This window comes from Microbulbifer sp. TYP-18, from assembly GCF_040932045.1.
In the GTDB taxonomy this organism is placed as follows: Bacteria; Pseudomonadota; Gammaproteobacteria; order Pseudomonadales; family Cellvibrionaceae; genus Microbulbifer.
In genome coordinates, this window is the sequence record NZ_JBFRBC010000007.1 from 1 (window position 1) to 20,338 (window position 20,338).

Here is a 20,338-nt window from a genome sequence, read left to right on the forward strand (position 1 = left end):
AGCGCCCAAAACGAAAAAACCCGCACTGGGCAGGATTCGTAAGTCTTTGATTTAGATGGGGAATATTGGGGTGGCTGACGGGGATCGAACCCGCGACCTCAGGAGCCACAATCCTGTGCTCTACCAACTGAGCTACAGCCACCATCAATTTGTCTAGTTCAGCGCCTTGTGGCAACGCCGACTCACACCCTGCTTGTATGTCTAGCGTCTGTGCAGGGGGACCAGACTAAGCACTAACTTTGAGCCAAGACTGGCCAGATCAGCGTCATCTACCTGAAACCATTCCGAAAGAATGGCGCACCCGGCAGGACTCGAACCTGCGACCATCCGCTTAGAAGGCGGATGCTCTATCCAGCTGAGCTACGGGCGCTAGGCAACCCTGTCCTGGTCGGGGCAGAGGGATTCGAACCCCCGACATCCTGCTCCCAAAGCAGGCGCGCTACCAGACTGCGCTATGCCCCGAATCTACCAAGTTGGCAACGGAGTCTTGCAAACACCCTCCGCGATCTCTTTGGTCGGCTGTCACCTCCCGTCGAGAGCGCGCATGATACTTGCGCCCCGGGAGGGAGTCAACGCCGCTAAGCTGTTCTTTTTACAATAGTTTAGCCCTGAGTATGGAATCCCGGGCGAGGTGGGATTTTGTCGGCCCGCTGTGCGAAAATAGCCCGCTTTTGACAAGGTCTGCCGACCTGCGGGTGGGCGTGACGAAGCTCCCACTGCCGCCCCGCCATTCTCCGCAGGGTGGCTACGGCTCACTGACTGATAGAGAAATCCCTATGTCTGCACTGGTTCTGGACGGCAAGGCCCTGGCACAGAAAACCGAACAGGAACTCTCCGCAAGGGTTGCGAAACTGAAGGAGAGCAGTGGTGGCCAGACACCGATCCTCGCCACCATACTGGTAGGTGACGATCCGGCCTCGGCCACCTATGTCAAGATGAAAGGCAATGCCTGTCGCCGGATCGGCATGGATTCGCTTCAGGTGGAAATGCTGGCCTCGACCACCACAGAGCAGTTGCTGGCCAAAATCGAAGAGCTGAACAGCAACCCCAATGTCCACGGAATCCTGCTGCAGCACCCGGTACCATCCCAAATAGACGAACGCGCCTGCTTCGATGCGATCCGGCTGGATAAGGATGTGGATGGCGTCACCTGCCTCGGCTTCGGCCGAATGGCAATGGGTGAGAAGGCCTACGGCTGTGCGACCCCCAAGGGCATCATGCGCCTGCTGGAGGCCTATGACATTGAGCTAGCCGGCAAGCACGCGGTGGTCGTCGGGCGCAGCCCCATTCTCGGCAAGCCCATGGCGGCCATGCTGCTGAACGCCAATGCCACGGTCACCACCTGCCACTCACATACCCGGGATCTGGCCGATCACGTCCGCCGTGCCGATATTCTGGTGGGCGCAGTTGGCCGGCCAGAGTTTATCAAGGCGGACTGGGTTGCGGACGGTGCGGTGGTTGTGGACGCCGGCTACCACCCCGGCGGTCTCGGTGATATCGAACTCGCCCCCCTGTTGGACAGAGTTGCTGCCTTTACACCAGTTCCGGGCGGTGTGGGGCCCATGACCATCAACACGCTGATCTACCAGGCGGTGGATTCGGGCGAACGCAAGATCGGTTGACGCCGTTGCCCCAGACTATCAGGCTGGACAAGGCGGTAAGCCAGGTGACCAATCTGTCGCGCGCGGACGTCAAGCGCGCGGCCAGGTCCGGACGCATCACCGTCAATGGGGAAGTTATCACCAACCCGGCCACGAAAGTGGTGGATGGGGACATTCTATGCCTTGACGGCAGGCAGCTGAGCCAACCGGGGCCTCGCTATTTTATGCTACACAAGCCTCTGGGCTACGTCAGTGCCAGCAAGGACAGTGAACACCCCACGGTGCTGGATCTGATCGACGAGCCCAACAAACACCTGCTACATGTGGCGGGCCGGCTGGATATCGACACCACCGGCCTGGTACTGATTACCGACGATGGGCAGTGGTCCCACAAGATCACCTCCCCCCGGCATCATCACCACAAGGTCTATCATGTGCACCTGGCGGACAGTATCGCAGAGAATGCGGCGGACAAATTTGCCAAGGGTGTCTGGCTGGACGGAGAACAAAAGCGTACCAAGCCGGCACAGCTGGAGGCACTGTCTATGAAGGAGGCGCGCCTCACGATCAGCGAGGGGCGCTATCATCAGGTAAAGCGCATGTTCGCCGCGCTCGGCAACCGGGTACTACAGCTGCACCGTGAGCGCATCGGGACCATTGTACTGGACGAAGAATTGGCCGAAGGTGATTACCGGCCACTGACAGGTATCGAGGTCAATTCCATTCAATAGCTTGCCGGTGTCAAACCCGGCGAAATGGCGGTACCCGCAGGGCCCCAGCCGACACAAATGAAACCGATTCGCCAATGACTTTTGCTTTGCTTACACAACTCCTGCAGCAAAACCCGTCCGAGACCCTGTGGATTGCGGATGAAAACAGCAAGCCACTGCTGGTGCAAGGGGTGGATTTTCGCGGCGATCTGTTAACCAACCGATGGGATATTGCCAAACTCTCCGAGCACCAGACGGCCCGTACCTTTTTCAACGACTTTCGCATAGACGAATTGAGCCGGCGCTACCGATCCGTTGTCTACCCGCTTTCGAAGGAAAAAGCGGTAGTGCACCACATAATCAACTGCTGTCCTTCGATGCTTGGCCAGGGCGGTGAACTGAAAATGCTCGGTAGCAAACGGAGTGGCATCAAGTCCTATGCGTCCAAGTCAGCCGCCTACTTTGGCTCTGCGCCACAGCTACGCAAGTGTGGCAGTGATTACATCAGTGTCAGCCTATTTAATAGCGATGCGGAGCTTGGTAAAACGCTCGATGGCGACAACTACCCGGAATTGAGAAAACCACCGGCACTGGGTGGCCTGATCAGCAAACCGGGGCAGTTTGGCTGGGACAAAGTCGATATAGGCAGTGATCTGCTGGCGACTCAATTCGAGCAGTACCTGCCACCAACCGGTGCACGAATCGTAGACTTGGGCTGCGGTTACGGTTATCTCAGCAGCCGCTTGAAAAAACTCGGCAACTTCCATATCACCGCCACAGACAATAATGCCGCGGCGTTGCTGGCCTGTGAGAGGAATTTCAAGCTATTGGAAATCGAGGGGGTGGTGGTCCCCTCGGACGCCGGTGCTGACCTAGAAGCAAATATCGCTGATTTTCTGGTTTGCAATCCACCATTTCACCAGGGGTTCCAGGTGGAGGGTGACTTGACGGATCGCTTTTTGAAACAGAGCGCGCGACTGCTTTGCGATAGGGGGCAGGCTTTGTTCGTGGTCAACGAATTTATACCTTTGGCACGCAAGGCCAAACAGTTTTACGCCGAGGTGAAGCTCCTCTGCAAAGCACAGGGCTTTTGTGTTTATCGGCTTACCAACCACTAGCAGGTTGTTGAAAAAGGCATCCTGCCTGTTTCAAAATACGAAAAATGTGATTTTCACTTTTCTCCCAAAATCAACGACTAAGGCGTCGTTGATTTTGCCGGAACATCCATATTCCGGCACCAGGCGTCGAAATTCTTCGAATTTCGACAACCAGTTAGAGAAAATGGCTTGCGGTTGCAACCAGTCCTTTACTGCCAACTGGTTGCTGAAAAGACTTTAGCTGCAGATTGCTGTTCCGAACAGCTAGGTTGAGGCCGCTAAGCCTGGCTGAAATAAGCCAGGAATCGCTATTTTCAGCAAGCTGCGAATATTGACCCAGCAACTGAATAAGTTACCGGATTAATAGTCGCGCAAATTGAACAGATCTATAGAGAGCGCGTGTTCCTCCAGCTCCTCCAGTTCCAGCAGCCGCTGGAAGGCGTCTTTGGCCGAAGGGGTATCCGCACCCTGCAACAGGTCCCGGTACTGATCCGAAAGATACATATCGATGTCCATGGCCAACTTGGCGATACCCTCCAGGTCGTTGACGTTGAGGTTGCGCGCCCGCTGCAGGAACTCCGGCTCCCGCCCCTCGGGTGCAAACTGAACCCAGGTATGCAGGGCACCGGGGGAGATATCCTGGCGGAAATTCTCCAGCGAGTGCTTCATGGAGTCCTCGCGACGGTGAAGCTGGTCCAGTAGTAATTCGACACGCTTGTCCGTCGCCAACTGCTCGTATTCCCCATACTGGCGGGCAAGCTTTGCATGAAAATCCTTGCCTTCCTGAATGACATCTTCCACAGTTTTGTAGCGCATCGGGACTTACCAGAAAAGCACCCAGATACAACAAAGTATAGACATGCAGTGACAATAAACGCCAAGTGAAGCTTGGGGGTAGGCACCGGAAAATCAGTTGCTCAACGCAGGCGCCTTAAAAGACCGGTCAGTCGCCTTGTCGGATTCCCTGGATTTAGTGCGGCCGGGGCCCGCTGCTTGAGGTGATGGATAGAAAGTGGTTGACGGCTCACTGCAATCACACTGTTCTCGTAGCCCGGTAATTCGGCGGACCAGCTTCCCTTAAGCTGGTCACGTAGTGGCTTTTCCCGCCAACCACTGGCAAGCAGCTGCCGCCGGCTGCCGAAATTGGCCACCAGCAGACCATGGACTTCGGTAAGCCCCAACAATTGCTTACACCAGCTGAGATCGGCAGCGACACTCCGCTCCGGCTCTCCCTTGCCATGGCCAAAGAGATCGTCGATAACCAGGTCAAAACGCCGCTGCGTACGGGAAAGGCAGTTCACGAAGCGGACGGCGTCGTCGTGGACCAGTTGAATACCGCTCACACCAAAATAGCGCCGCGCTATGTGCAAGTGTGTCTTATCTATGTCTACACCGATGATTTCAGTGGGATCGAAAAACCGTTGCAAAAGGCGAATCAAGGCACCGCCCCCCACGCCCAGCATCAAGATAGAGCGGATCTGCTGTGAGGGCAGAAAGAATACCGGCAGTAACATCAATTCCCACAAGCTACCCTTCAATGGGTCCCGGGGATTCCATTGCGAGTGAAGCACTCCGTTGCTGTACAAACGGACGCTGGCACCATGGCTGCGCACCTGATACAAATCGCCACCGAGGTGTTTCTGCCACAGCAACGCCATCAGAACGCAGGAAGATCGGAGCTGTCAAGCAGGATCTGTACAAATGCCTGGAGGCCGGTGAGGTCGTCACTGGAGAAGCGGGCCAGCCTGGGGCTGTCCACATCCAATACACCGAGACAGCGGTTGCCGTCATAAAGCGGAATCACCACCTCGGAAACGGACACTGCATCGCAGGCGATATGCCCGGGAAACTGATTTACATCCTGTACCAGCTGCGCTTTGCCACTCGCCACTGCGGTGCCGCAAACCCCGGTACCGACCTGGATCCGCGTGCAGGCGGGTTTGCCCTGAAAAGGGCCAACCCGCAACTCGTCACCGTGGAGGAAGTAAAAGCCTGCCCAATTGATTTCAGGCAGTTCCATAAACAGCAGAGCGCTGGCATTGGCGGTATTGGCCAGCCAGTCGCGCTCACCGGACAGAAGGCCCTCAAGTTGCGCGTTTAGAGAAGTGTAAAATTCGTTGCTGGACATTCTGAGCCTTTCTCACTAAATGGCAAATAAAACCGTTGATCCGGCAATCCAATTGACGATTCCTCATCGGTCGGATTGTCGCCCATAAAAAACCTGCGCAATTCCACTAAGTTGGTGGCTGTTCAATGGCTCACGCCGGCCTCTGCCCGGCGGTGGTCACCTCTGTGCCGCATTAACCCGGCAATTTATTTAATTGCCGGGTCAATAGTGCCCCTATCGCCTACTTTCAGACCATAACCCCTTGTCCAGCAAAGTTGCTGAAGCTGCTTCTTTGTGAGGCCCCTATTGGGACCGGCATTGGCGTGCAGGGGCCAATTTTACTGATAGGGGTCCACTGTGGAAGCGTCATTACCGTTCTGTCTCTGGTATTCCTCCGCGTCCACGGTAGGGCGGCTCCACTCCCCCCGGTCCTCGGCTTCCTCATCCCGGCGGATTACCGGTGGCGCTGTGGTCACATCCGATGCAATCAATTCCCGTTCACTGCCGGGGCTAGCCTGGTGCCCCTGGCTGGGCGGGATTTGCACCGGGGCGGCGCGCTGGTCTGGCCGGGCCCTGGCCCTGAGACTGGGCTGACGCCGCCAGGCGAGCTTCGCCGCTTCCAGTTCGCCGTTGAGGCGAGTTACCTCGGCTTGCAAATCACCCAATTGGGCCTGCAACTCGGTGAGCTGGGTCAATACCCCTTTGACCTTGCGACTTTCCTGCTCATACAGAATGGCGGCGCCACCCAATATCACCGCAACTATCACCAACATCGAAAACTGACGCATACCTCCTCCCCATCCCCTAAGGCGACTCTACCAATCGGTGGTCAACTTGACAGTCCAACATCTTCGGTTATGGCAGCTGGCCGGTGCAAGTACAGAGTCGGCATTTTTGAACCTTCCCATATGCCTTATCCGGCTTTGGTGGCCATCTTCCTCCGGGCCTACAGCTTCATCCCTCCACCAGTTCCAAAAAATCCAGCGATACCTGCTGGCGAATGGCGCGGCGGTGATTGGCCCAAAGAGTGGCGATCTTGTCCCGGTTGCAGACCTTGCGATCCACATAGACGCGGGTGTGGAGTTCACCCACCGGCTGCGGGCTGGGGCACTTGCTGAACACGAACTGGTTCGATATCAGGTCCATAAAAGGTCCCGACTTGCTGCTGGGCATAATAAACAGCAACTGTAAGCCCAGTGTTTCAGTCAGGTAGCGGATCACCTCCCGGGAGCGCACCTCGTCCATCTTGGAAAAGGCCTCATCCACCAGCACCATCTGCAAATGGGTATTGCCGTCGTTGAAGCGGAAAGCGGACGTCACCGCGGCGGAGCGGATGATGTATGCGGGGGTTTCCAGCTGGCCGCCGGATCCGGTGCCATACTGGCTGAGGGCAATGGGTTCCTTGCCCTCCGGCTCCTTGTAGATCTCGTAACTGCGGTAGTTGCGGTAGTCGCTGATACGGTCCAGCTCGCGGCGGGCCAGCTGTTCGTCCTCACTCAGCAACATCGCCAGCAGCTTGTCGCGCACCTGTCGGTGGCGCGGCTCCAGCTCGGCATCGAACAGACTCTGCTCTTCCCCCAGGTTGGGCAGGTCGATCACGGCCTTGAAGAAGCCCCAGTACTCACGAAATTCCGGTACCCACTGGTAGTCAAAGCGGAAGCGCTCACGGTCGGCACCAAAACGATGGAATTCCAGTTCCTTGTTGAGATCGTCGAGAACCCGCTTACCGTCGTTGATGGACTGGTAGATGGCATGGCACAGATGGGTCACGAAAGTGGTGTTGAAGGACTTTTTCAGCCCCCGTAACTGCTCGTGGCGATCCACCAGCAGGTTGTTTTTCAGTCGGTTGCGCAAGGCCTCAACCTGACTGTGTAACTCACACACCAATTTGAACAGCGCTTCACCGTGACCATCGCCGTAATCCGGTTCGAATGCCAGAGCATCGCCGGCCGTGGTCGAAGTGTTGTGATCCATTACCCCCCGGTCCAGCTGGCGGCAATACTTTTCCAGCAGCCCCTGCCACTGCTCGATATCAGCGCCAAAATCGAACTTGTCCCCGGCCTGAGCGGCCTGCTCATCCGCCTGCTGCAACGCCTGCTGGACATCGAAATCCGGGTGGATATGGGCGATACACCGCACCGCCCCCTCGCTGTGGTCGAGCGCCTCTCCCAGCCTTTCCAGGTCGTCCGCCAGTACCTTTAGTTGTTTGGCGGTATTGTCCAGGTCCCGCTCCAGCCTGCCCGCATCCTGCAACAGGCCCGCGTGGTTTTTTTGCTGTGCCTGTTGCTGCGCTTTCACTTCCACCAGCTGTTGCTCCAACAGGCCGCTATCACTCAGGTCGAGATTCTGCAGCCCCTGTTCAGCACTGCGCCAATCCCGCTGCGCCGCCAGAGCGGCGTCCACCTGCACCTGCAGGGAAGGCGGGGCAAGCTCCCGCAACGCCGATGCCACGCGGCGCAGCAACTGCAGCTGCTGGTTGACCTGGCCGGCCTCCTGCAACAGCTGCTCCATGGCCTGCTGCTGGGCCGCCAGTGCCCTGGCCCGCGCGCCCTGGCCAAACACCAGATCGCTGTCGTCGATATCGCAGCGCCACATACTGTAATTCCCACTGGCCAGGCCATCGGCTGTGAGCCCGCGCCGGGTGCCGCGCAATTCCTGCTCGTCGCGCACCTGTATCACCGAACCGTAGGAGGCGCGCAGATAATACTCGGCCGTGCGGTGGCTAAATTCCATCAATTCGACGATGGAACCCCTGGGCGGATCGCTGCGCTCGGCATCGCGCCTGGCCCTGTCTCCCTGCACCACGCGCGCGCGATTGTTCCGCCCCGTCAGGCCGCGGACTATCCGGATGGCGGCCGCCTCGTATTCGGGTTCCACCAGGATGGCAAAGCGCGCACCGCCCAGATAGCCTTCCACCGCCATTTGCCAGCGCTCGTCCAGCACCTCGATATAGTCGCATAGCACGCGGGGATCGGCCTGAGGACACTGTTCGCGAATGGCCGCCAGAGCCTGCTCCACCGACTGGGGATAGCGGACCCGGTTGGCGCGCAGATGCAGAATCCGGTTCTCCTGCGCCTGCAGCTGTTTTTGCAGCTGCTGCACCCGCAGATCCCAGCGGGAAGCCTGCTGATTGATCTGCTCCCGCAACGGCAGCTGGCCTGCGGCAGCGCTGTCGATCGATCCGCACAATTGCCCGTGCAGGCTGTCGGTGGACACGGCGCTTGCCCGCATGGCTTCCAGGGCCTCAAGATCTATCCAATCCTTGCCCAGCAGTTTGTGCAAATCTGGCAGCTCGTCCTCGCGGCACACCTGCCTGACCTGGAACAGTAAACCCGGATCGCGCAGGGCGGGAATTTCCAGCTCGGCACTGGTCTCCGTCAACAGTTTTAACAATTCACCGGCTGCCTGGCGGTTGCGTCGCCAGATAGACTGCTGCGCCGACAGTGAGGCGCCCAGGGCGGAAAGCTGTTGCTGGGCGCTGGCGATACGCTGTTCCAACTCATCCTTGGTGCGGAGGGCGGGAATGCCCAGCCGCTGGGCCTGCAACTTCACCAGTTCCTGTCCCAGCTGCTCGACCCGCTCCTCCGCCAGCCGCGCCTCGCGTTCATTGTTCTGCTGGTCGGCGCGCAGTTGTCGCTGGGCATTTTTGCCGGCCACATAGGTTTTCTGTACCCGCATCTGCCGGTGGCGGGCATGCAGGTATTCCTGCACCCGCAATTGCAACCACTGCTCCCGATACAGATTGGCGGAACTGGCGATCTGTTCCAGGGACGCAACGCGCTCGACGATCTGGCGCGCCTCCTGCTCCATCCCGTGGATAGTCTTCATCAATTCGGAAACCGAGCGAATGGCCTCGCCCAGGTCGCGCTTTTCCAATACTTCCTGGGCCACAAAGTCATTGATACTTTTGACGGGCTTGTAGGCCATAAAGTTGGAGAAGGTCCGCGCCGCATGAATCGCCTCGCGGTCCGGCACGGCATCGCGACGGCCCCGCATGGCTCCGTAGAGCCGGCGCAGATAGGCCTTTTTCTTGTCGTACTGCTCTACCCTCTCGAATTGCTTGCTGACAATGCCGTAGAACTTGTCCAGAGGCAGAAGGTGGCGGCCGTCTTTGTAATCTCGAATAAAATCACCGAGCGAGAGCTGTTCACCGGGGAGGATAAAAAAACGCAGCTCGGACTGTCGCGCCTGGGCGGGCTTGGCGCTGCGATCGAGATGTGCCCGGATGGCCATCACCGCCGTAAAGGGCTCGCCCTCCTCGCCGCTGGTGGGATAGAAAACCCCGGCGATATAGCAGTCAGTAGGCTGCAGTCGCGCGTAGCTGCCGTCATCACAGCCCAGGACATAGGATGCAAGTGTGCGCACCTGCTTGCCACCCCGCCCCCTCTGGGTGGTTTCATCCTGCCCGGGGTTGAAACTAAACAAGGTATCGTGGGCCGCTGTCATCAAAGCCTGAATGGCATCCGCCGCAGTGGTCTTGCCGGAGCCGTTGCCACCGGAAAACAGGTTGATGGGGCCGAATTCATACTCCAGTTGCGGTATGTTGCCCCAGTTCACCAGGATCAGCTTTTTAAGAAACACTGTCGCTCTCCTCCAATTCCGCGACCTCCCCGCCGCCTCCGCTGTCGGCGTCCGCAGCCGGGTTGAACAGGCTGTGGTCCTCCACTGTTGGAGTCAGTCTCTGCGGGGATTCCGTCGATCTCCCTCCCTGGGCCAAACCGGAATCTTCGCTTTCGCTGTGTTCCCTGTTCCCGGTCGGGTGCGGCTGGTCCGCGCCGTCCAGCAACTGGTGCAGATTCTCCTCGGTGACAAACCGCACTATGGTCGGGCGCACACGCAACAACACATCGGCGGCGACCTGACTGTCGTCATCACTGTACTGCAGCAGGCGCAACTGGCGCAGCCTTTTCAGCAGGCTCCTGCGCTCCGCGATCCGCTCCGGCAGTGACATTTTCAGCAGGTTGCGCAGACCCAGCTCAAGGGCTTCCAGGTTTAGGGCGACACAGCCGTGATCATCCACCTGCCCTTCCCTCAGCGCCTTGTCATATTCGACACGCAGCACCAGTATCGCCGCCACTTCCTGCTGAGACAGGCGCGCGCGGAACCCTCCGTGGTGCGGCTCCTCTTGATCGGCCATTCCCGGCACTTCTGCGCCCGGCGGATACAAGCGAATAAACTGGAAACGCCCGTCGTGCTGCAAACGCAGGCCCAGTGGCCCCAACCATTCCCGCACCAGCGACTCACAGCGCTGGAAGCGGTCGTACAGCACCCCCTCTATCTGGCTCTCGTCCCGGCATATGACGCCGTAGTCCAGCAACCGCACCAACAATTCGGAAAACTCCGTCCGGGTAACACGGCACTCCCGCAGTGCTTCTTCCAGTGCCTGTTCAATCACTTTCTTTCAACTCGAGATAGTATTCGTCCAATTGTGCGAAATAATCATTGCTCGCTACTTCGCCGGTAAAGGTCACCGTCAGGCCGGCGGAACCGGTTGCCTGGCCGACCGCAGCGGACTCCAGTGCATGGCTCATGGCGAGCAGGTCGCGGGCATCGCGCAGTGGCAGGTCGCGGCTGCTGACGCGGCGCCCGCGCCCCAGTGCTTGTTGCAGATAATCCCGCAGATCGCCGCTGTTGAAGTTGAATGCCTGATCCAGCATCTGCTGCAACAGGATCTCCCGGCGGCTGTCCTCCTCCAGCGGCACATCCTCTGCCACGCGGGTATTGACCGGGGCGCGGCGCTGGCGCTGCCACAACTGGGTTTGTTTAGGGTCGAACAGCCGCAATTGAAAAGCAGCCAGCTGATCCCCCAGCTGGCTCAGCAGTACACCGCGCTGCGGCGCATTGCTGAGTCGTTGGCAGAGATCGGCGAAGCCGCCCTCTCTCTGGTTGGTGAGAAAGCTGAGCTGGCGAATAATGATATCGGCGCGTTTGGTGAACGCCTGCAGCGAGCGGCGCAACGCCGGCAGCTTGACCTCACAGGCCCGGCGCATCCGGTCCTCAATGGTATCCAGCATCAGCCACAGCAGAGAGCGGCCCTCTTGCACCAGCTCCGGCAACAACTGCCGCAGCTTTTTCTCCCAGACCGCCTTGCGTTCGCGGTCCTTGCGCCGAATGCGGTCTATCACCCGCCCTATGGCATCGCGGTGCTTTTCGACACTGTCGGCAGACAGGCGAATCGCCAGATCCGGCTGGAAACGGCTTTCCATAAATGAAAAAAACTCGTCGGTGGCCTGTTGCACCAGCAGCTGGGCCTCCACCTCGCACACCAGTTCCCGCTTGCGCTCCTCCAGTTCGGCGATCATATCGGTAAAATCTGCGACGATGCGCTCTGAATACTCCCAGGCATCGATCAGGTCGTGAACCTCGCCGCGGCTGGCAAAAGCCTCCAGTGCGTTCAGGGTATTGCGGGTATTGCGATGGCGCGTTCGTACGCGGGTGCTGTTGATTTCCACCAGTGGCTGGGTAAACAGGCGGCCGCGGCGGCTGAAAGGATAGGCGGTGCTGAGTGTGGCGCTGTCCACCTGCTTTTCCAGCCAGCCGTATTCCAGCAAACTGTTGAGCACCCACAGGGCCTGTTCGCGCAGGTTGCGAAAGCGGCTCTCCGAGTCGCCGCCGTCATCGCCGTCGAGCTGCGGCGCGCGGGTCAGCGCCTCCGCGAAAATTTCCAGGATCTGCTCGCGCGTCAATGACTCGCCGTAATCCGCCTTGGCCGTATAGAGGCGCTCGTAGAGAAGGCGCAGACACTCTACCACCTGTTCCCGGTATTTGCCGGTGAGAGGGCGAAAGAAATGCTGGTGGGAACCACTAAAAAACAACAGGGTGATCCCAATCAGCTGCCTTCGGGTTTTTGGTTCAGCACGCAGTACTTGGTGTAATCGCCCACATCTTCCAGGGTCCACTCCCCCTTGGGCACTTCATCCATTTTCTTGCACCAGGCATCGGAACCCCGCTTGGGCTCACAGGCCGTCAGAAAAATCACTGCCAGCACCGCCAGCCCCAAACTGCAGACTCTGCTCATCGGTCAACCCCCTCTGTTGTTATCTTGCTGTTACTGCTGACCCGGCCAGCAGACTGCCGGATCCATACGGCGTGAGGCCAGGCAAAGAGCGGCACACGCCATTAACTATCAAGCCACCGGGCGCCGTAGCGCAGCATTTAAAGGGTGACAATCCAATCGATGAATTTACCTTGTCGCTGCCACCGGCATGCCCGCAAGACGCCGGTCTATTCCCGGCGCCACTTGGTGCCTTCGCGACTGTCTTCCAGTACCACACCCTTGCCTTTGAGTATCTCGCGAATCTCGTCCGCGCGGGCGTAATTCCTATCCTGCTTGGCCTGATGGCGCTCGGCAATCAGCTGTTCAACCTTCTCTGCCGAAACCTCCTCGCCACCCCGCGCCTGTTGGAACCAGGTCTCGGGATTCTGCTGCAGTAGGCCAAGCATCTCACCGGCACGCAACAGCACTCCTTTTAGCCGCGGCTTTTCGGAAGCCTGTGCTTTGTTGAGCTCCTTTGCCATCTGGTGCAATTCGCTGATGGCTACGGGTGTGTTGAGGTCATCGTGCAGTGCCGCCAGGAAAGCGGTGCCGTCCAGCTCTACTGCTGCCGCGTTAATACTCTCTACATCGCGCAGAAAACCATAGAGTGTATCCAGGCTGCGCCAGGCCTGATCCAGCAACTCGCCACTGAAATTGAGCTCCGAGCGGTAGTGCGCGGACAAAAGTGCGAAGCGCAGCACCTCGCCGGGATACTGCTGCAGCAAATCATGGACCAGGCGGAAGTTGCCGAGCGACTTGGACATCTTCTCGCCATTGATATTCACATAGCCGTTATGCATCCAGTAGCGCACAAAATCCACGCCATTGGCACAGCAGCTCTGGGCGCGCTCGTTTTCGTGGTGCGGAAAAGTCAGATCCCGACCACCGCCGTGAATATCGATGGTGTCGCCCAGGTGTTTTTTGATCATCGCCGAACACTCCAGGTGCCAGCCGGGGCGGCCGCGGCCCCAGGGGCTATCCCAACCCGGTTCGTCGTCCCGGGACGGCTTCCACAGCACAAAATCGCCGGCATATTTTTTGTAGGGAGCCACCTCCACCCGGGCGCCGGCCAGCATGTCATCCAGCGACCGCCGGGAAAGTTGCCCGTATTCGGGCATGGATTCCACCGCAAACAACACATGCCCTTCGGCCTCATAGGCGTGGCCCTTTTCAATCAGAAGCTCCACCATGGCAATCATTTCCGGCAGGTGTCCGGTGGCGTAGGGGATTACATCCGGCTGGAGATTGTTGAGGGCGGCCATATCCTCGGCATAGGCTCCGGAAAAACGCTGTGAAAGTGCACCGATGTCCTCGCCCTGATCGCGCGCGGCCTTCATGATTTTGTCGTCGATATCAGTGATATTGCGCGCATAAATCACATCGTCGTATTCCCTTTTCAGTAGCCGGTAAAGGGTGTCGAACACTACCGCGGGGCGCGCATTGCCAATATGTACCCGGTTGTACACAGTGGGGCCGCACACATACATACGCACTCGCCCCGGCTGCAGGGGTTGGAAAACTTCCTTGGTACCTGAAAATGTGTTGTAGACCTGTAGGGACATTGCTCTCTGTCAGATTCCGTTTATTTCGTAGATGTGTATCGGGCGCCCCTGCTACTTATCCCGCTCTTTGGCCCAGGAGTCCCGCAGGCCGATAGTGCGGTTGAACACGGGTTCGCCGGCGGTGCCAACTCGATTGTCGCGGCAAAAATAACCGTTGCGCTCAAACTGGTAGGGCTGTTCGAGCATTGCGCCGGCCAAACCGATCTCCGCCTTACAGCCGCGCAACAGCTGCAAACTGTCCGGATTGACATGTTGGAGGAAATCCCTGCCGCCGGCATCGGGTGCCGGCTGATTGAAAAGGCGGTCGTAGAGGCGCACTTCACAATCCAGATTTTTTTCCGCGGACACCCAGTGAATCACGCCCTTGGGTTTTATGCCATCCGCCGGATCCCTGCCCAGTGTATCCAGATCCACACTACAGTGGATTTCCTGAATTTCACCTGCACTGTTTACAATCACTTCATCCGCCTGGATTACATAGGCGTTGCGCAGTCGTACCTTCTTGCCGAGCACCAGTCGCTTGTACTTTTTGTTGGCCTGCTCGCGGAAATCCTCCCGCTCGATATACAGGGTGCGGGTGAACGGCAGTTGCCGCGCGGGCAGGTCTTCACGCACCGGATGCCCGGGCGCAGTGAGCTGTTCCATCTGCCCTTCGGGATAGTTGGTCAGGGTTACCTTCAGCGGCTGCATGACGCACATGGCTCGCGGCGCATTCTTGTCCAGGTCGTCGCGGATGGCGTATTCCAGCATACTCACATCCACGACCGAATCCGAGCGGGTCACGCCGATCATGTCACAGAAATTACGAATTGCCGCCGGAGTGATACCGCGCCGGCGCATTCCCGACAGAGTCGGCATGCGGGGATCATCCCAACCGTCCACATGCCCCTCATCCACCAGCTGCTTCAGCTTGCGTTTGGAAACCACGGTGTAGCTGAGATTGAGACGCGCAAACTCGTATTGGTGCGGGCGCGACGGAACCGGCAGATGCTCGATAAACCAGTCGTAAAGCGGCTTGTGATCCTCGAACTCCAGGGTGCAGATGGAGTGGGTGATGCCCTCGATAGCATCGGATTGCCCATGGGCGAAGTCGTAGCTGGGATAAATGCACCATTTGTCGCCGGTCTGGTGATGTGCCATCTTCTTGATGCGATAGATCACCGGGTCGCGCAAATTAATATTTGGCGCCGCCATATCGATCTTGGCACGCAGGCTGCAGCCGCCCTCCTCTATCAGGCCGTTTTTCATTTGCTCGAACAATTCCAGGTTCTCCGCCACTCCGCGATCGCGGTAAGGGCTGTCGGTACCCGGCTCAGTCAGAGTGCCACGGTAGTGGCGCGCATCCTCGGGGGATAAATGACACACATAAGCCCCGCCCTCACGAATCAGGTACAGCGCCCACTGGTACAGCTGGCCGAAGTAGTCGGAGGTGTACTTCACCTGGCCGGCCCACTGGAAACCCAGCCAGGAGACGTCGCGCTTGATCGCCTCCACATATTCCCCCTCCTCTTTGGCGGGGTTGGTGTCGTCAAAGCGCAGGTTGCAGCTGCCGCCAAACTCCTGAGCCAAACCAAAGTTCAGGCAGATGGATTTCGCGTGCCCAATGTGCAGGTAACCGTTGGGTTCCGGCGGGAAGCGGGTTTCCAGCCGGGAAATCCGGCCCGCAGCCAGGTCATCGCGAATCAGGTTCTGTAGAAAGTGAGCGGGTTTGCTCTCGGACGCCATGCTAATCTCTGTTACAGCTTTGCAAATGTAAACGCCGGATTATAGCCCAGTTGAGGGGGGAAACGTCAGGCCCATCCCGCAGTTTGCAGCGGCGTGCACCGGAGGCATGCCCGGACTGATCGCTTTTTGAACGCTCCGAACTATCCGCACAGATTGCCATTTTACCGCTACCGCTGAAGAGGTATCATGCCGCCCCTAAATGGGCCCAAAGGACAGTTTATGATCACCCTACACACGACTCACGGCGATATCGCCATCGACCTGGACTTCGACAAGGCACCCAAGACTGCGGCCAACTTTCTGCAGTACTGCCGCGATGACTTCTATACCGGCACCGTCTTTCACCGGGTGATCGACAATTTTATGATCCAGGGAGGCGGCATGACTGCCGATATGGAGCAGAAGCCTACCCGCGAAAACATCGAGAATGAGGCGGATAACGGCCTGAAGAACGAGACCGGCACCCTGGCCATGGCCCGCACCATGGACCCGCACTCTGCCAGCTCCCAGTTCTTCATCAACGTCAAGGACAACGACTTCCTCAACTACCGCAGCAAAGACTCACAGGGCTGGGGCTACTGTGTATTTGGCAAGGTGGTGGACGGCATGGATGTGGTCAACAAAATCAAAGGCGTCAAGACCGGCAACAAAGGGTTTCACCAGGATGTCCCGCTGGAAACCATCGAGATTACCGGCATAACCATTTCCGACGCCTATACCGACAAATAACCTAGCAGTCAGGCCGGGCACCTTGGTCAGTTACCTGATTTCCGATCTGCACCTGGACGGGAGCCGCCCGGACGTCACCCGCGCGTTTTGCGACTTCCTGCGCCGGCGTGCGGCGGGCGCGGAAGCCCTGTATATCCTGGGAGACTTCTTCGAAGTCTGGATCGGCGACGATGACGACGCCCCACTGGCTGCCCGGGTGGCCACCGAGCTGAGGCGCTTCGCTGACACCGGTGCCCAAGTCTACCTGATGCACGGCAACCGGGATTTTCTCCTCGGCCAAGCCTTCGCCCAGCGCTCCGGGGCCCTGCTGCTGCAGGATCCGAGCCCAGCCACTCTGGGCGGCCGCCGGGTCCTGTTGATGCACGGCGACAGCCTCTGCACCCGCGACCGGGACTACCAGGCCTTTCGCCAACAGGCCCGCGACCCCGACTGGCAGCAGGCGCTGCTGGCCAAGCCGCTGGAGGAGCGGCGCCGGATCGCCGCACAGATCCGCACAGTTTCCAAAACCATGAACAGCCGCAAGGCGGAAGACATCATGGACGTCACCCCGGAGGAAGTGGAGGCCGCGATGCGCCGCTACGGGGTACACACCCTGATCCACGGCCATACCCACCGACCCGGGCGGCATCAGCTGACTCTGGATGGCCAGGCGGCCGAACGTATCGTGCTGGGGGACTGGGGCGAGCTGGGCTGGTGCATCAAAGCCGACCAGAAATCCCTTGAACTGATCCACTGGCCCACGGCAAGATAAGCGAAGCACCCAATCTGCCTGCCGCTGTGGCATAAAGAACAACACTGGGATGCAGTGAGTCGGGAGCCGCACCGGTCGTGAAAACCTTGAACAAGCGCGTATTGATCCTGGGCGGCTATGGCACCTTTGGCTCCCGCATCGCGCAGCTGCTGGGCAGTGATCCCTCCATCCACCTGATCATCGCCGGACGGGACAAGCTGAAGGCGGCGGAGACCGCCTCGGGACTGCCGACTTCCGCCGAAGGCCTGCGGCTCCAGCGCGATGCCATCAACCTGAGCGCGCAGCTTGAAGACCTCCACCTGGATCTGCTGATCCACTGTGCCGGGCCTTTTCAAAATCAGGACTATCGGGTGGCGCGCGCCTGTATCGATGCCCGCATCCCCTATATCGATATCGCCGATGCACGCCGCTTCGTATGCGATTTTCCACGCCTATCCAGTGCCGCGCAGCGGGCCGGAGTCACCCTGGTATCCGGGGCCAGCAGCCTGCCCGCCCTCAGCTCCGCCGTCCTGCAGCAGGCGCAGCGGGAGCTAGCGGAAATCCACACTGCCGACATCGCTATAGCGCCGGCCCATCGAATCTCCCGCGGACCGGCCACGGTGCGCGCCGGCTTTGAGTCTCTCGGCCGGGGTTTTCCGGTGTTGCAGGATGACCGCTGGCACGAAACTTTTGCTGGCGGAAGTTTGCGACATACCAGACTGGCCCACCCGGTAGGTGGGCGCTATGTGTGCGATTTCGACGTGCCCGACCTGGAACTCTGGCCGCGCCAGTTACCGGCGTTGAGTTCGGTGCGCTTCGGCACCGGGGTACAGCCCCGCGCCCTGCAACTGGGACTGGCCCTCTGCGCCCGGCTGGCGCGACTGAACCTGCCCGCCACTACACCCCGGCTGGCGCGGCTGGCCGGCGGTTTGGCGAGCCGGTGGCCCGGCGGCTCGCCCCATGGCGGTATGAAAGTTCTTATTAGCGGCAGAGACGGGAGTAGTATGCCCTGCACTTTTCAGTGGCAAATTCTGGGCCTGAACGCCGACGGGCCCTGGATACCGGCGGCGCCGGCCGCAGCGTTGGCGCGTAAGTTTCTATCCGGGCAGGCACCGGCGCAGGGCGCCCATACCTGCTGGCAACTGCTTACACTGGAGGACATTCTGGCCGAACTGGCGCCCTACTCTGTGGTCACCGCCACACAAAAAAAGACCCCCACTGAATTGGCCCGCAAAAGGGCCAACAGCGTATGAATACCTATCTGGTGCTCAAAACCCTGCATGTGCTCAGCGCGATGGTGGTTCTCGGCACCGGTATCGGAATTGCCTGGTATACGTTAAGGGGTTGGCAGAGCAGAGACCGGCGGATTCTGAGCTGGATCAGCCGTGAAACCATAATCGCGGACTGGCTGTTTACCGCCACCGCCTGTCTCCTGCTGCTCGCCAGTGCGGCGGGCATGCTGATCAGCAACCCCGCCTGGCTGCACCAGCGCTGGCTGCATCTGGCTATGATGCTGACAGCCGCTGTGTTCCTGCTGTGGCTACCAGTGCTGGCACTGCAATACCGATTACGCAAAGCCAGCGCCGGACCAGGCGAAGTCGATACCACCCCTATCATGGGTCTGTGGTGCCTGTTGGGGGCCTGTGCCCTGCCTCTGATGGTTGCTATCGTCTACCTGATGGTGGCCAAGCCGGCACTGTGATCAGAGTATTTTGCAGACCTCGTCAAATTCAAACCGCGGACTGCGCGGATGCAGCAGTTGCGGATCGCCATAGCCCAGGTTACAGAGAAAATTGGACTTGATCGGGCTCTCCGGAAGATGTTCCTGCTGAAAACAGGCCCCCTCGGCCGGTTCCTGGAAAAACTCCAGATCCACCATTGCATTGTCGAAGCCGGACATGGGGCCACAGTCCAGGCCCAGAGCACGCGCCGCCATAATAAAATACCCCCCCTGCAAAGTGCCGTTGCGAAATGCCGTGGCGGCCGCCAGTTCCGCATTGTCCAGATACCAGTCCCGCGCCGGTGTATGGGGAAACAATTTCGGCAGATAGTCGTAGAAGCGCATATCGTAGGCAATGACGGCAGTCACCGGCGCCGCCATGGTCTTGGCGATATTGCCCTCGTTTAACGCCGGCCTCAGTCGCTCCTTGGCCTCTTTACTGCGCAGAAACAGCAACCGCGCCGGGCAACAGTTGGCACTGGTCGGCCCCATCTTCATCAGGTCGTAGAGTTTTTGCAGAGTGGCGTCGTCAACCGGCTTGTCCAGCCAGTGACTGTGAGTGCGCGCGTTACAGAACAGCTGATCGCGAGCTGTAGAAGAAATCTCATCGGCCATATCTTTCTCCCAAATAAAATCCATTCCACCACTTTCAACCAAACCGATACGGCGACTGGCTTTCGCCCGGGGCATCCTCACCAATTAACAGGTTGCAGAAAAGCCGGGGGAAAGCTTTTCTCAGTCCGGATTTGCGACGCGGCAACAGTGATGTCCCCGCTGCCAGACCACTTTAGTCCCGGATTTCACTGCCACACCTCCAGCGCCAACATCGACAGATGACAGGCGATCACCACATAGGTGACGCGGCTGCGGGTCTTGAAATAGCCCGGCAACTGGCACCCGTTGGGATTGAGCCGCGCCTCCGCCCAGCGCATATAAGCAAAGCCCGATGCCAGTATCACAAGACCCCAGGGCGTCCTGTAAACCAATAACCCCAGCCAGGCAATCAGGCACACCAGGTTACTGAGTAAAGTCAGGGCCAGCCGGTGGGGATGGTCGGCGCGGTTCAGCGCAGCGGCCCACCAAATGCCGCACAAAAAACTCAGGATGCAGGCACTGTAGGCGGCAAACAGGAAGCCACCGTCAATACCACCCAGGTTTTCCCCGGTGGCTTCGAGCCAGATCCCCAGCACAAAAGGACCTATGCCAGCGTAAGCGAGCAAATCAAACAATCTGGTCGATTCCGTCGCTGGTTTTTTGGGTTCGCGGTACTGACTCATGTGCGCTAAGCTGACAGGTTGCAAACACCCTCGGGAAACCGGGA

The 20,338-nt window shown here is 59.0% G+C and carries 19 protein-coding genes and 3 tRNA genes; 7 read left to right on the plus strand and 15 right to left on the minus strand.

What is annotated here, in order from left to right; genetic code table 11:
• Positions 1-66: 66 nt before the first annotated feature.
• From ABVT36_RS08075 to ABVT36_RS08085, 3 genes are all read right to left on the minus strand, one after another.
• Positions 67-142, minus strand: a tRNA-His gene (locus ABVT36_RS08075).
• A 151-nt stretch (positions 143-293) separates the two neighbouring features.
• A tRNA-Arg gene (locus tag ABVT36_RS08080) sits at positions 294-370 on the minus strand.
• Between the two features lie 15 nt (positions 371-385).
• A tRNA-Pro gene (locus ABVT36_RS08085) sits at positions 386-462 on the minus strand.
• A 314-nt stretch (positions 463-776) separates the two neighbouring features.
• Between ABVT36_RS08085 and folD the strand changes: the two genes are divergently transcribed.
• The 3 genes from folD (at position 777) to ABVT36_RS08100 (ending at position 3,429) form a co-directional block, all read left to right on the plus strand.
• Positions 777-1,622, plus strand: coding sequence for a bifunctional methylenetetrahydrofolate dehydrogenase/methenyltetrahydrofolate cyclohydrolase FolD (gene folD / locus ABVT36_RS08090; RefSeq protein WP_368456099.1), 846 nt, complete (start codon positions 777-779; stop codon positions 1,620-1,622).
• A gap of 5 nt (positions 1,623-1,627) precedes the next feature.
• Entirely contained in the window at positions 1,628-2,332 is a 705-nt protein-coding gene (rsuA, locus tag ABVT36_RS08095) for a 16S rRNA pseudouridine(516) synthase RsuA (protein WP_368456100.1), read from the plus strand.
• 74 nt (positions 2,333-2,406) lie between these two features.
• Positions 2,407-3,429, plus strand: coding sequence for a methyltransferase (locus tag ABVT36_RS08100; protein WP_368456101.1), 1,023 nt, complete (start codon positions 2,407-2,409; stop codon positions 3,427-3,429).
• 339 nt (positions 3,430-3,768) lie between these two features.
• On the opposite strand, the gene ABVT36_RS08105 is transcribed toward ABVT36_RS08100, so the two are convergent.
• The 10 genes from ABVT36_RS08105 to ABVT36_RS08150 all read right to left on the minus strand — a co-directional run bounded on the left by ABVT36_RS08105 (position 3,769) and on the right by ABVT36_RS08150 (position 15,838).
• Entirely contained in the window at positions 3,769-4,224 is a 456-nt protein-coding gene (locus tag ABVT36_RS08105) for a hypothetical protein (protein ID WP_367151237.1), read from the minus strand.
• Between the two features lie 101 nt (positions 4,225-4,325).
• The gene (locus tag ABVT36_RS08110; protein WP_368456102.1) at positions 4,326-5,066 is read right to left on the minus strand and encodes a spermidine synthase; all 741 of its coding nucleotides are present in this window, start codon (positions 5,064-5,066) and stop codon (positions 4,326-4,328) included.
• Entirely contained in the window at positions 5,066-5,536 is a 471-nt protein-coding gene (locus tag ABVT36_RS08115) for a GAF domain-containing protein (protein WP_368456103.1), read from the minus strand. Before ABVT36_RS08115 ends, ABVT36_RS08110 begins: the two co-directional genes overlap by 1 nt.
• A 317-nt stretch (positions 5,537-5,853) precedes the next feature.
• Positions 5,854-6,303, minus strand: coding sequence for a hypothetical protein (locus tag ABVT36_RS08120; protein ID WP_368456104.1), 450 nt, complete (start codon positions 6,301-6,303; stop codon positions 5,854-5,856).
• A gap of 166 nt (positions 6,304-6,469) precedes the next feature.
• Complete coding sequence (locus ABVT36_RS08125) at positions 6,470-10,096, minus strand: ATP-binding protein (protein WP_368456105.1); 3,627 nt, start codon at positions 10,094-10,096, stop codon at positions 6,470-6,472.
• Positions 10,086-10,910 (minus strand): DUF4194 domain-containing protein, encoded by an 825-nt coding sequence (locus ABVT36_RS08130; RefSeq protein WP_368456106.1) that lies wholly within the window; start codon positions 10,908-10,910, stop codon positions 10,086-10,088. Before ABVT36_RS08130 ends, ABVT36_RS08125 begins: the two co-directional genes overlap by 11 nt.
• Positions 10,903-12,330 (minus strand): Wadjet anti-phage system protein JetA family protein, encoded by a 1,428-nt coding sequence (locus ABVT36_RS08135; RefSeq protein ID WP_368456107.1) that lies wholly within the window; start codon positions 12,328-12,330, stop codon positions 10,903-10,905. Before ABVT36_RS08135 ends, ABVT36_RS08130 begins: the two co-directional genes overlap by 8 nt.
• Before the next feature lie 14 nt (positions 12,331-12,344).
• The gene (locus ABVT36_RS08140; protein WP_368456108.1) at positions 12,345-12,533 is read right to left on the minus strand and encodes a DUF3012 domain-containing protein; all 189 of its coding nucleotides are present in this window, start codon (positions 12,531-12,533) and stop codon (positions 12,345-12,347) included.
• A gap of 206 nt (positions 12,534-12,739) precedes the next feature.
• Entirely contained in the window at positions 12,740-14,113 is a 1,374-nt protein-coding gene (cysS, locus tag ABVT36_RS08145; RefSeq protein ID WP_368456109.1) for a cysteine--tRNA ligase, read from the minus strand.
• Positions 14,114-14,164: 51 nt separating this feature from the next.
• Entirely contained in the window at positions 14,165-15,838 is a 1,674-nt protein-coding gene (locus ABVT36_RS08150) for a glutamine--tRNA ligase/YqeY domain fusion protein (RefSeq protein ID WP_368456110.1), read from the minus strand.
• A 219-nt stretch (positions 15,839-16,057) separates the two neighbouring features.
• On the opposite strand from ABVT36_RS08150, the gene ABVT36_RS08155 reads away from it, so the two are divergent.
• The 4 genes from ABVT36_RS08155 to ABVT36_RS08170 all read left to right on the plus strand — a co-directional run bounded on the left by ABVT36_RS08155 (position 16,058) and on the right by ABVT36_RS08170 (position 18,999).
• Positions 16,058-16,567, plus strand: a complete 510-nt coding sequence (locus ABVT36_RS08155; protein WP_367151251.1) for a peptidylprolyl isomerase — start codon at positions 16,058-16,060, stop codon at positions 16,565-16,567.
• A gap of 22 nt (positions 16,568-16,589) precedes the next feature.
• Complete coding sequence (locus ABVT36_RS08160) at positions 16,590-17,318, plus strand: UDP-2,3-diacylglucosamine diphosphatase (RefSeq protein ID WP_368456111.1); 729 nt, start codon at positions 16,590-16,592, stop codon at positions 17,316-17,318.
• 77 nt (positions 17,319-17,395) lie between these two features.
• Positions 17,396-18,550: a saccharopine dehydrogenase family protein gene (locus ABVT36_RS08165; RefSeq protein ID WP_368456112.1), complete on the plus strand. Its 1,155-nt coding sequence runs from the start codon at positions 17,396-17,398 to the stop codon at positions 18,548-18,550.
• A complete protein-coding gene (locus ABVT36_RS08170; RefSeq protein WP_368456113.1) occupies positions 18,547-18,999 on the plus strand; it encodes a DUF2269 family protein in 453 nt (150 codons plus the stop codon). The genes ABVT36_RS08165 and ABVT36_RS08170 overlap by 4 nt, the downstream gene beginning before the upstream one ends.
• Here ABVT36_RS08170 and ABVT36_RS08175 read toward each other — a convergent pair whose 3' ends face one another.
• Both ABVT36_RS08175 and ABVT36_RS08180 read right to left on the minus strand, forming a co-directional pair.
• Positions 19,000-19,632, minus strand: a complete 633-nt coding sequence (locus tag ABVT36_RS08175) for a malonic semialdehyde reductase (protein WP_367151255.1) — start codon at positions 19,630-19,632, stop codon at positions 19,000-19,002.
• Between the two features lie 185 nt (positions 19,633-19,817).
• Positions 19,818-20,294 carry a DUF3429 domain-containing protein gene (locus ABVT36_RS08180; protein ID WP_368456114.1) on the minus strand — a complete coding sequence of 159 codons (477 nt, stop codon included), beginning with the start codon at positions 20,292-20,294 and terminating at the stop codon, positions 19,818-19,820.
• Positions 20,295-20,338 lie beyond the last annotated feature (44 nt).

Excerpts from the sequence above, each read along its gene's own strand:
- folD (WP_368456099.1), top strand. The coding sequence starts at position 777 with ATGTCTGCACTGGTTCTGGACGGCAAGGCCCTGGCACAGAAAACCGAA.
- ABVT36_RS08100 (WP_368456101.1), top strand. The coding sequence starts at position 2,407 with ATGACTTTTGCTTTGCTTACACAACTCCTGCAGCAAAACCCGTCCGAG.
- ABVT36_RS08105 (WP_367151237.1), bottom strand. The coding sequence starts at position 4,224 with ATGCGCTACAAAACTGTGGAAGATGTCATTCAGGAAGGCAAGGATTTT.
- ABVT36_RS08110 (WP_368456102.1), bottom strand. The coding sequence starts at position 5,066 with ATGGCGTTGCTGTGGCAGAAACACCTCGGTGGCGATTTGTATCAGGTG.
- ABVT36_RS08115 (WP_368456103.1), bottom strand. The coding sequence starts at position 5,536 with ATGTCCAGCAACGAATTTTACACTTCTCTAAACGCGCAACTTGAGGGC.
- ABVT36_RS08120 (WP_368456104.1), bottom strand. The coding sequence starts at position 6,303 with ATGCGTCAGTTTTCGATGTTGGTGATAGTTGCGGTGATATTGGGTGGC.
- ABVT36_RS08140 (WP_368456108.1), bottom strand. The coding sequence starts at position 12,533 with ATGAGCAGAGTCTGCAGTTTGGGGCTGGCGGTGCTGGCAGTGATTTTT.
- cysS (WP_368456109.1), bottom strand. The coding sequence starts at position 14,113 with ATGTCCCTACAGGTCTACAACACATTTTCAGGTACCAAGGAAGTTTTC.
- ABVT36_RS08150 (WP_368456110.1), bottom strand. The coding sequence starts at position 15,838 with ATGGCGTCCGAGAGCAAACCCGCTCACTTTCTACAGAACCTGATTCGC.
- ABVT36_RS08155 (WP_367151251.1), top strand. The coding sequence starts at position 16,058 with ATGATCACCCTACACACGACTCACGGCGATATCGCCATCGACCTGGAC.
- ABVT36_RS08170 (WP_368456113.1), top strand. The coding sequence starts at position 18,547 with ATGAATACCTATCTGGTGCTCAAAACCCTGCATGTGCTCAGCGCGATG.
- ABVT36_RS08175 (WP_367151255.1), bottom strand. The coding sequence starts at position 19,632 with ATGGCCGATGAGATTTCTTCTACAGCTCGCGATCAGCTGTTCTGTAAC.
- ABVT36_RS08180 (WP_368456114.1), bottom strand. The coding sequence starts at position 20,294 with ATGAGTCAGTACCGCGAACCCAAAAAACCAGCGACGGAATCGACCAGA.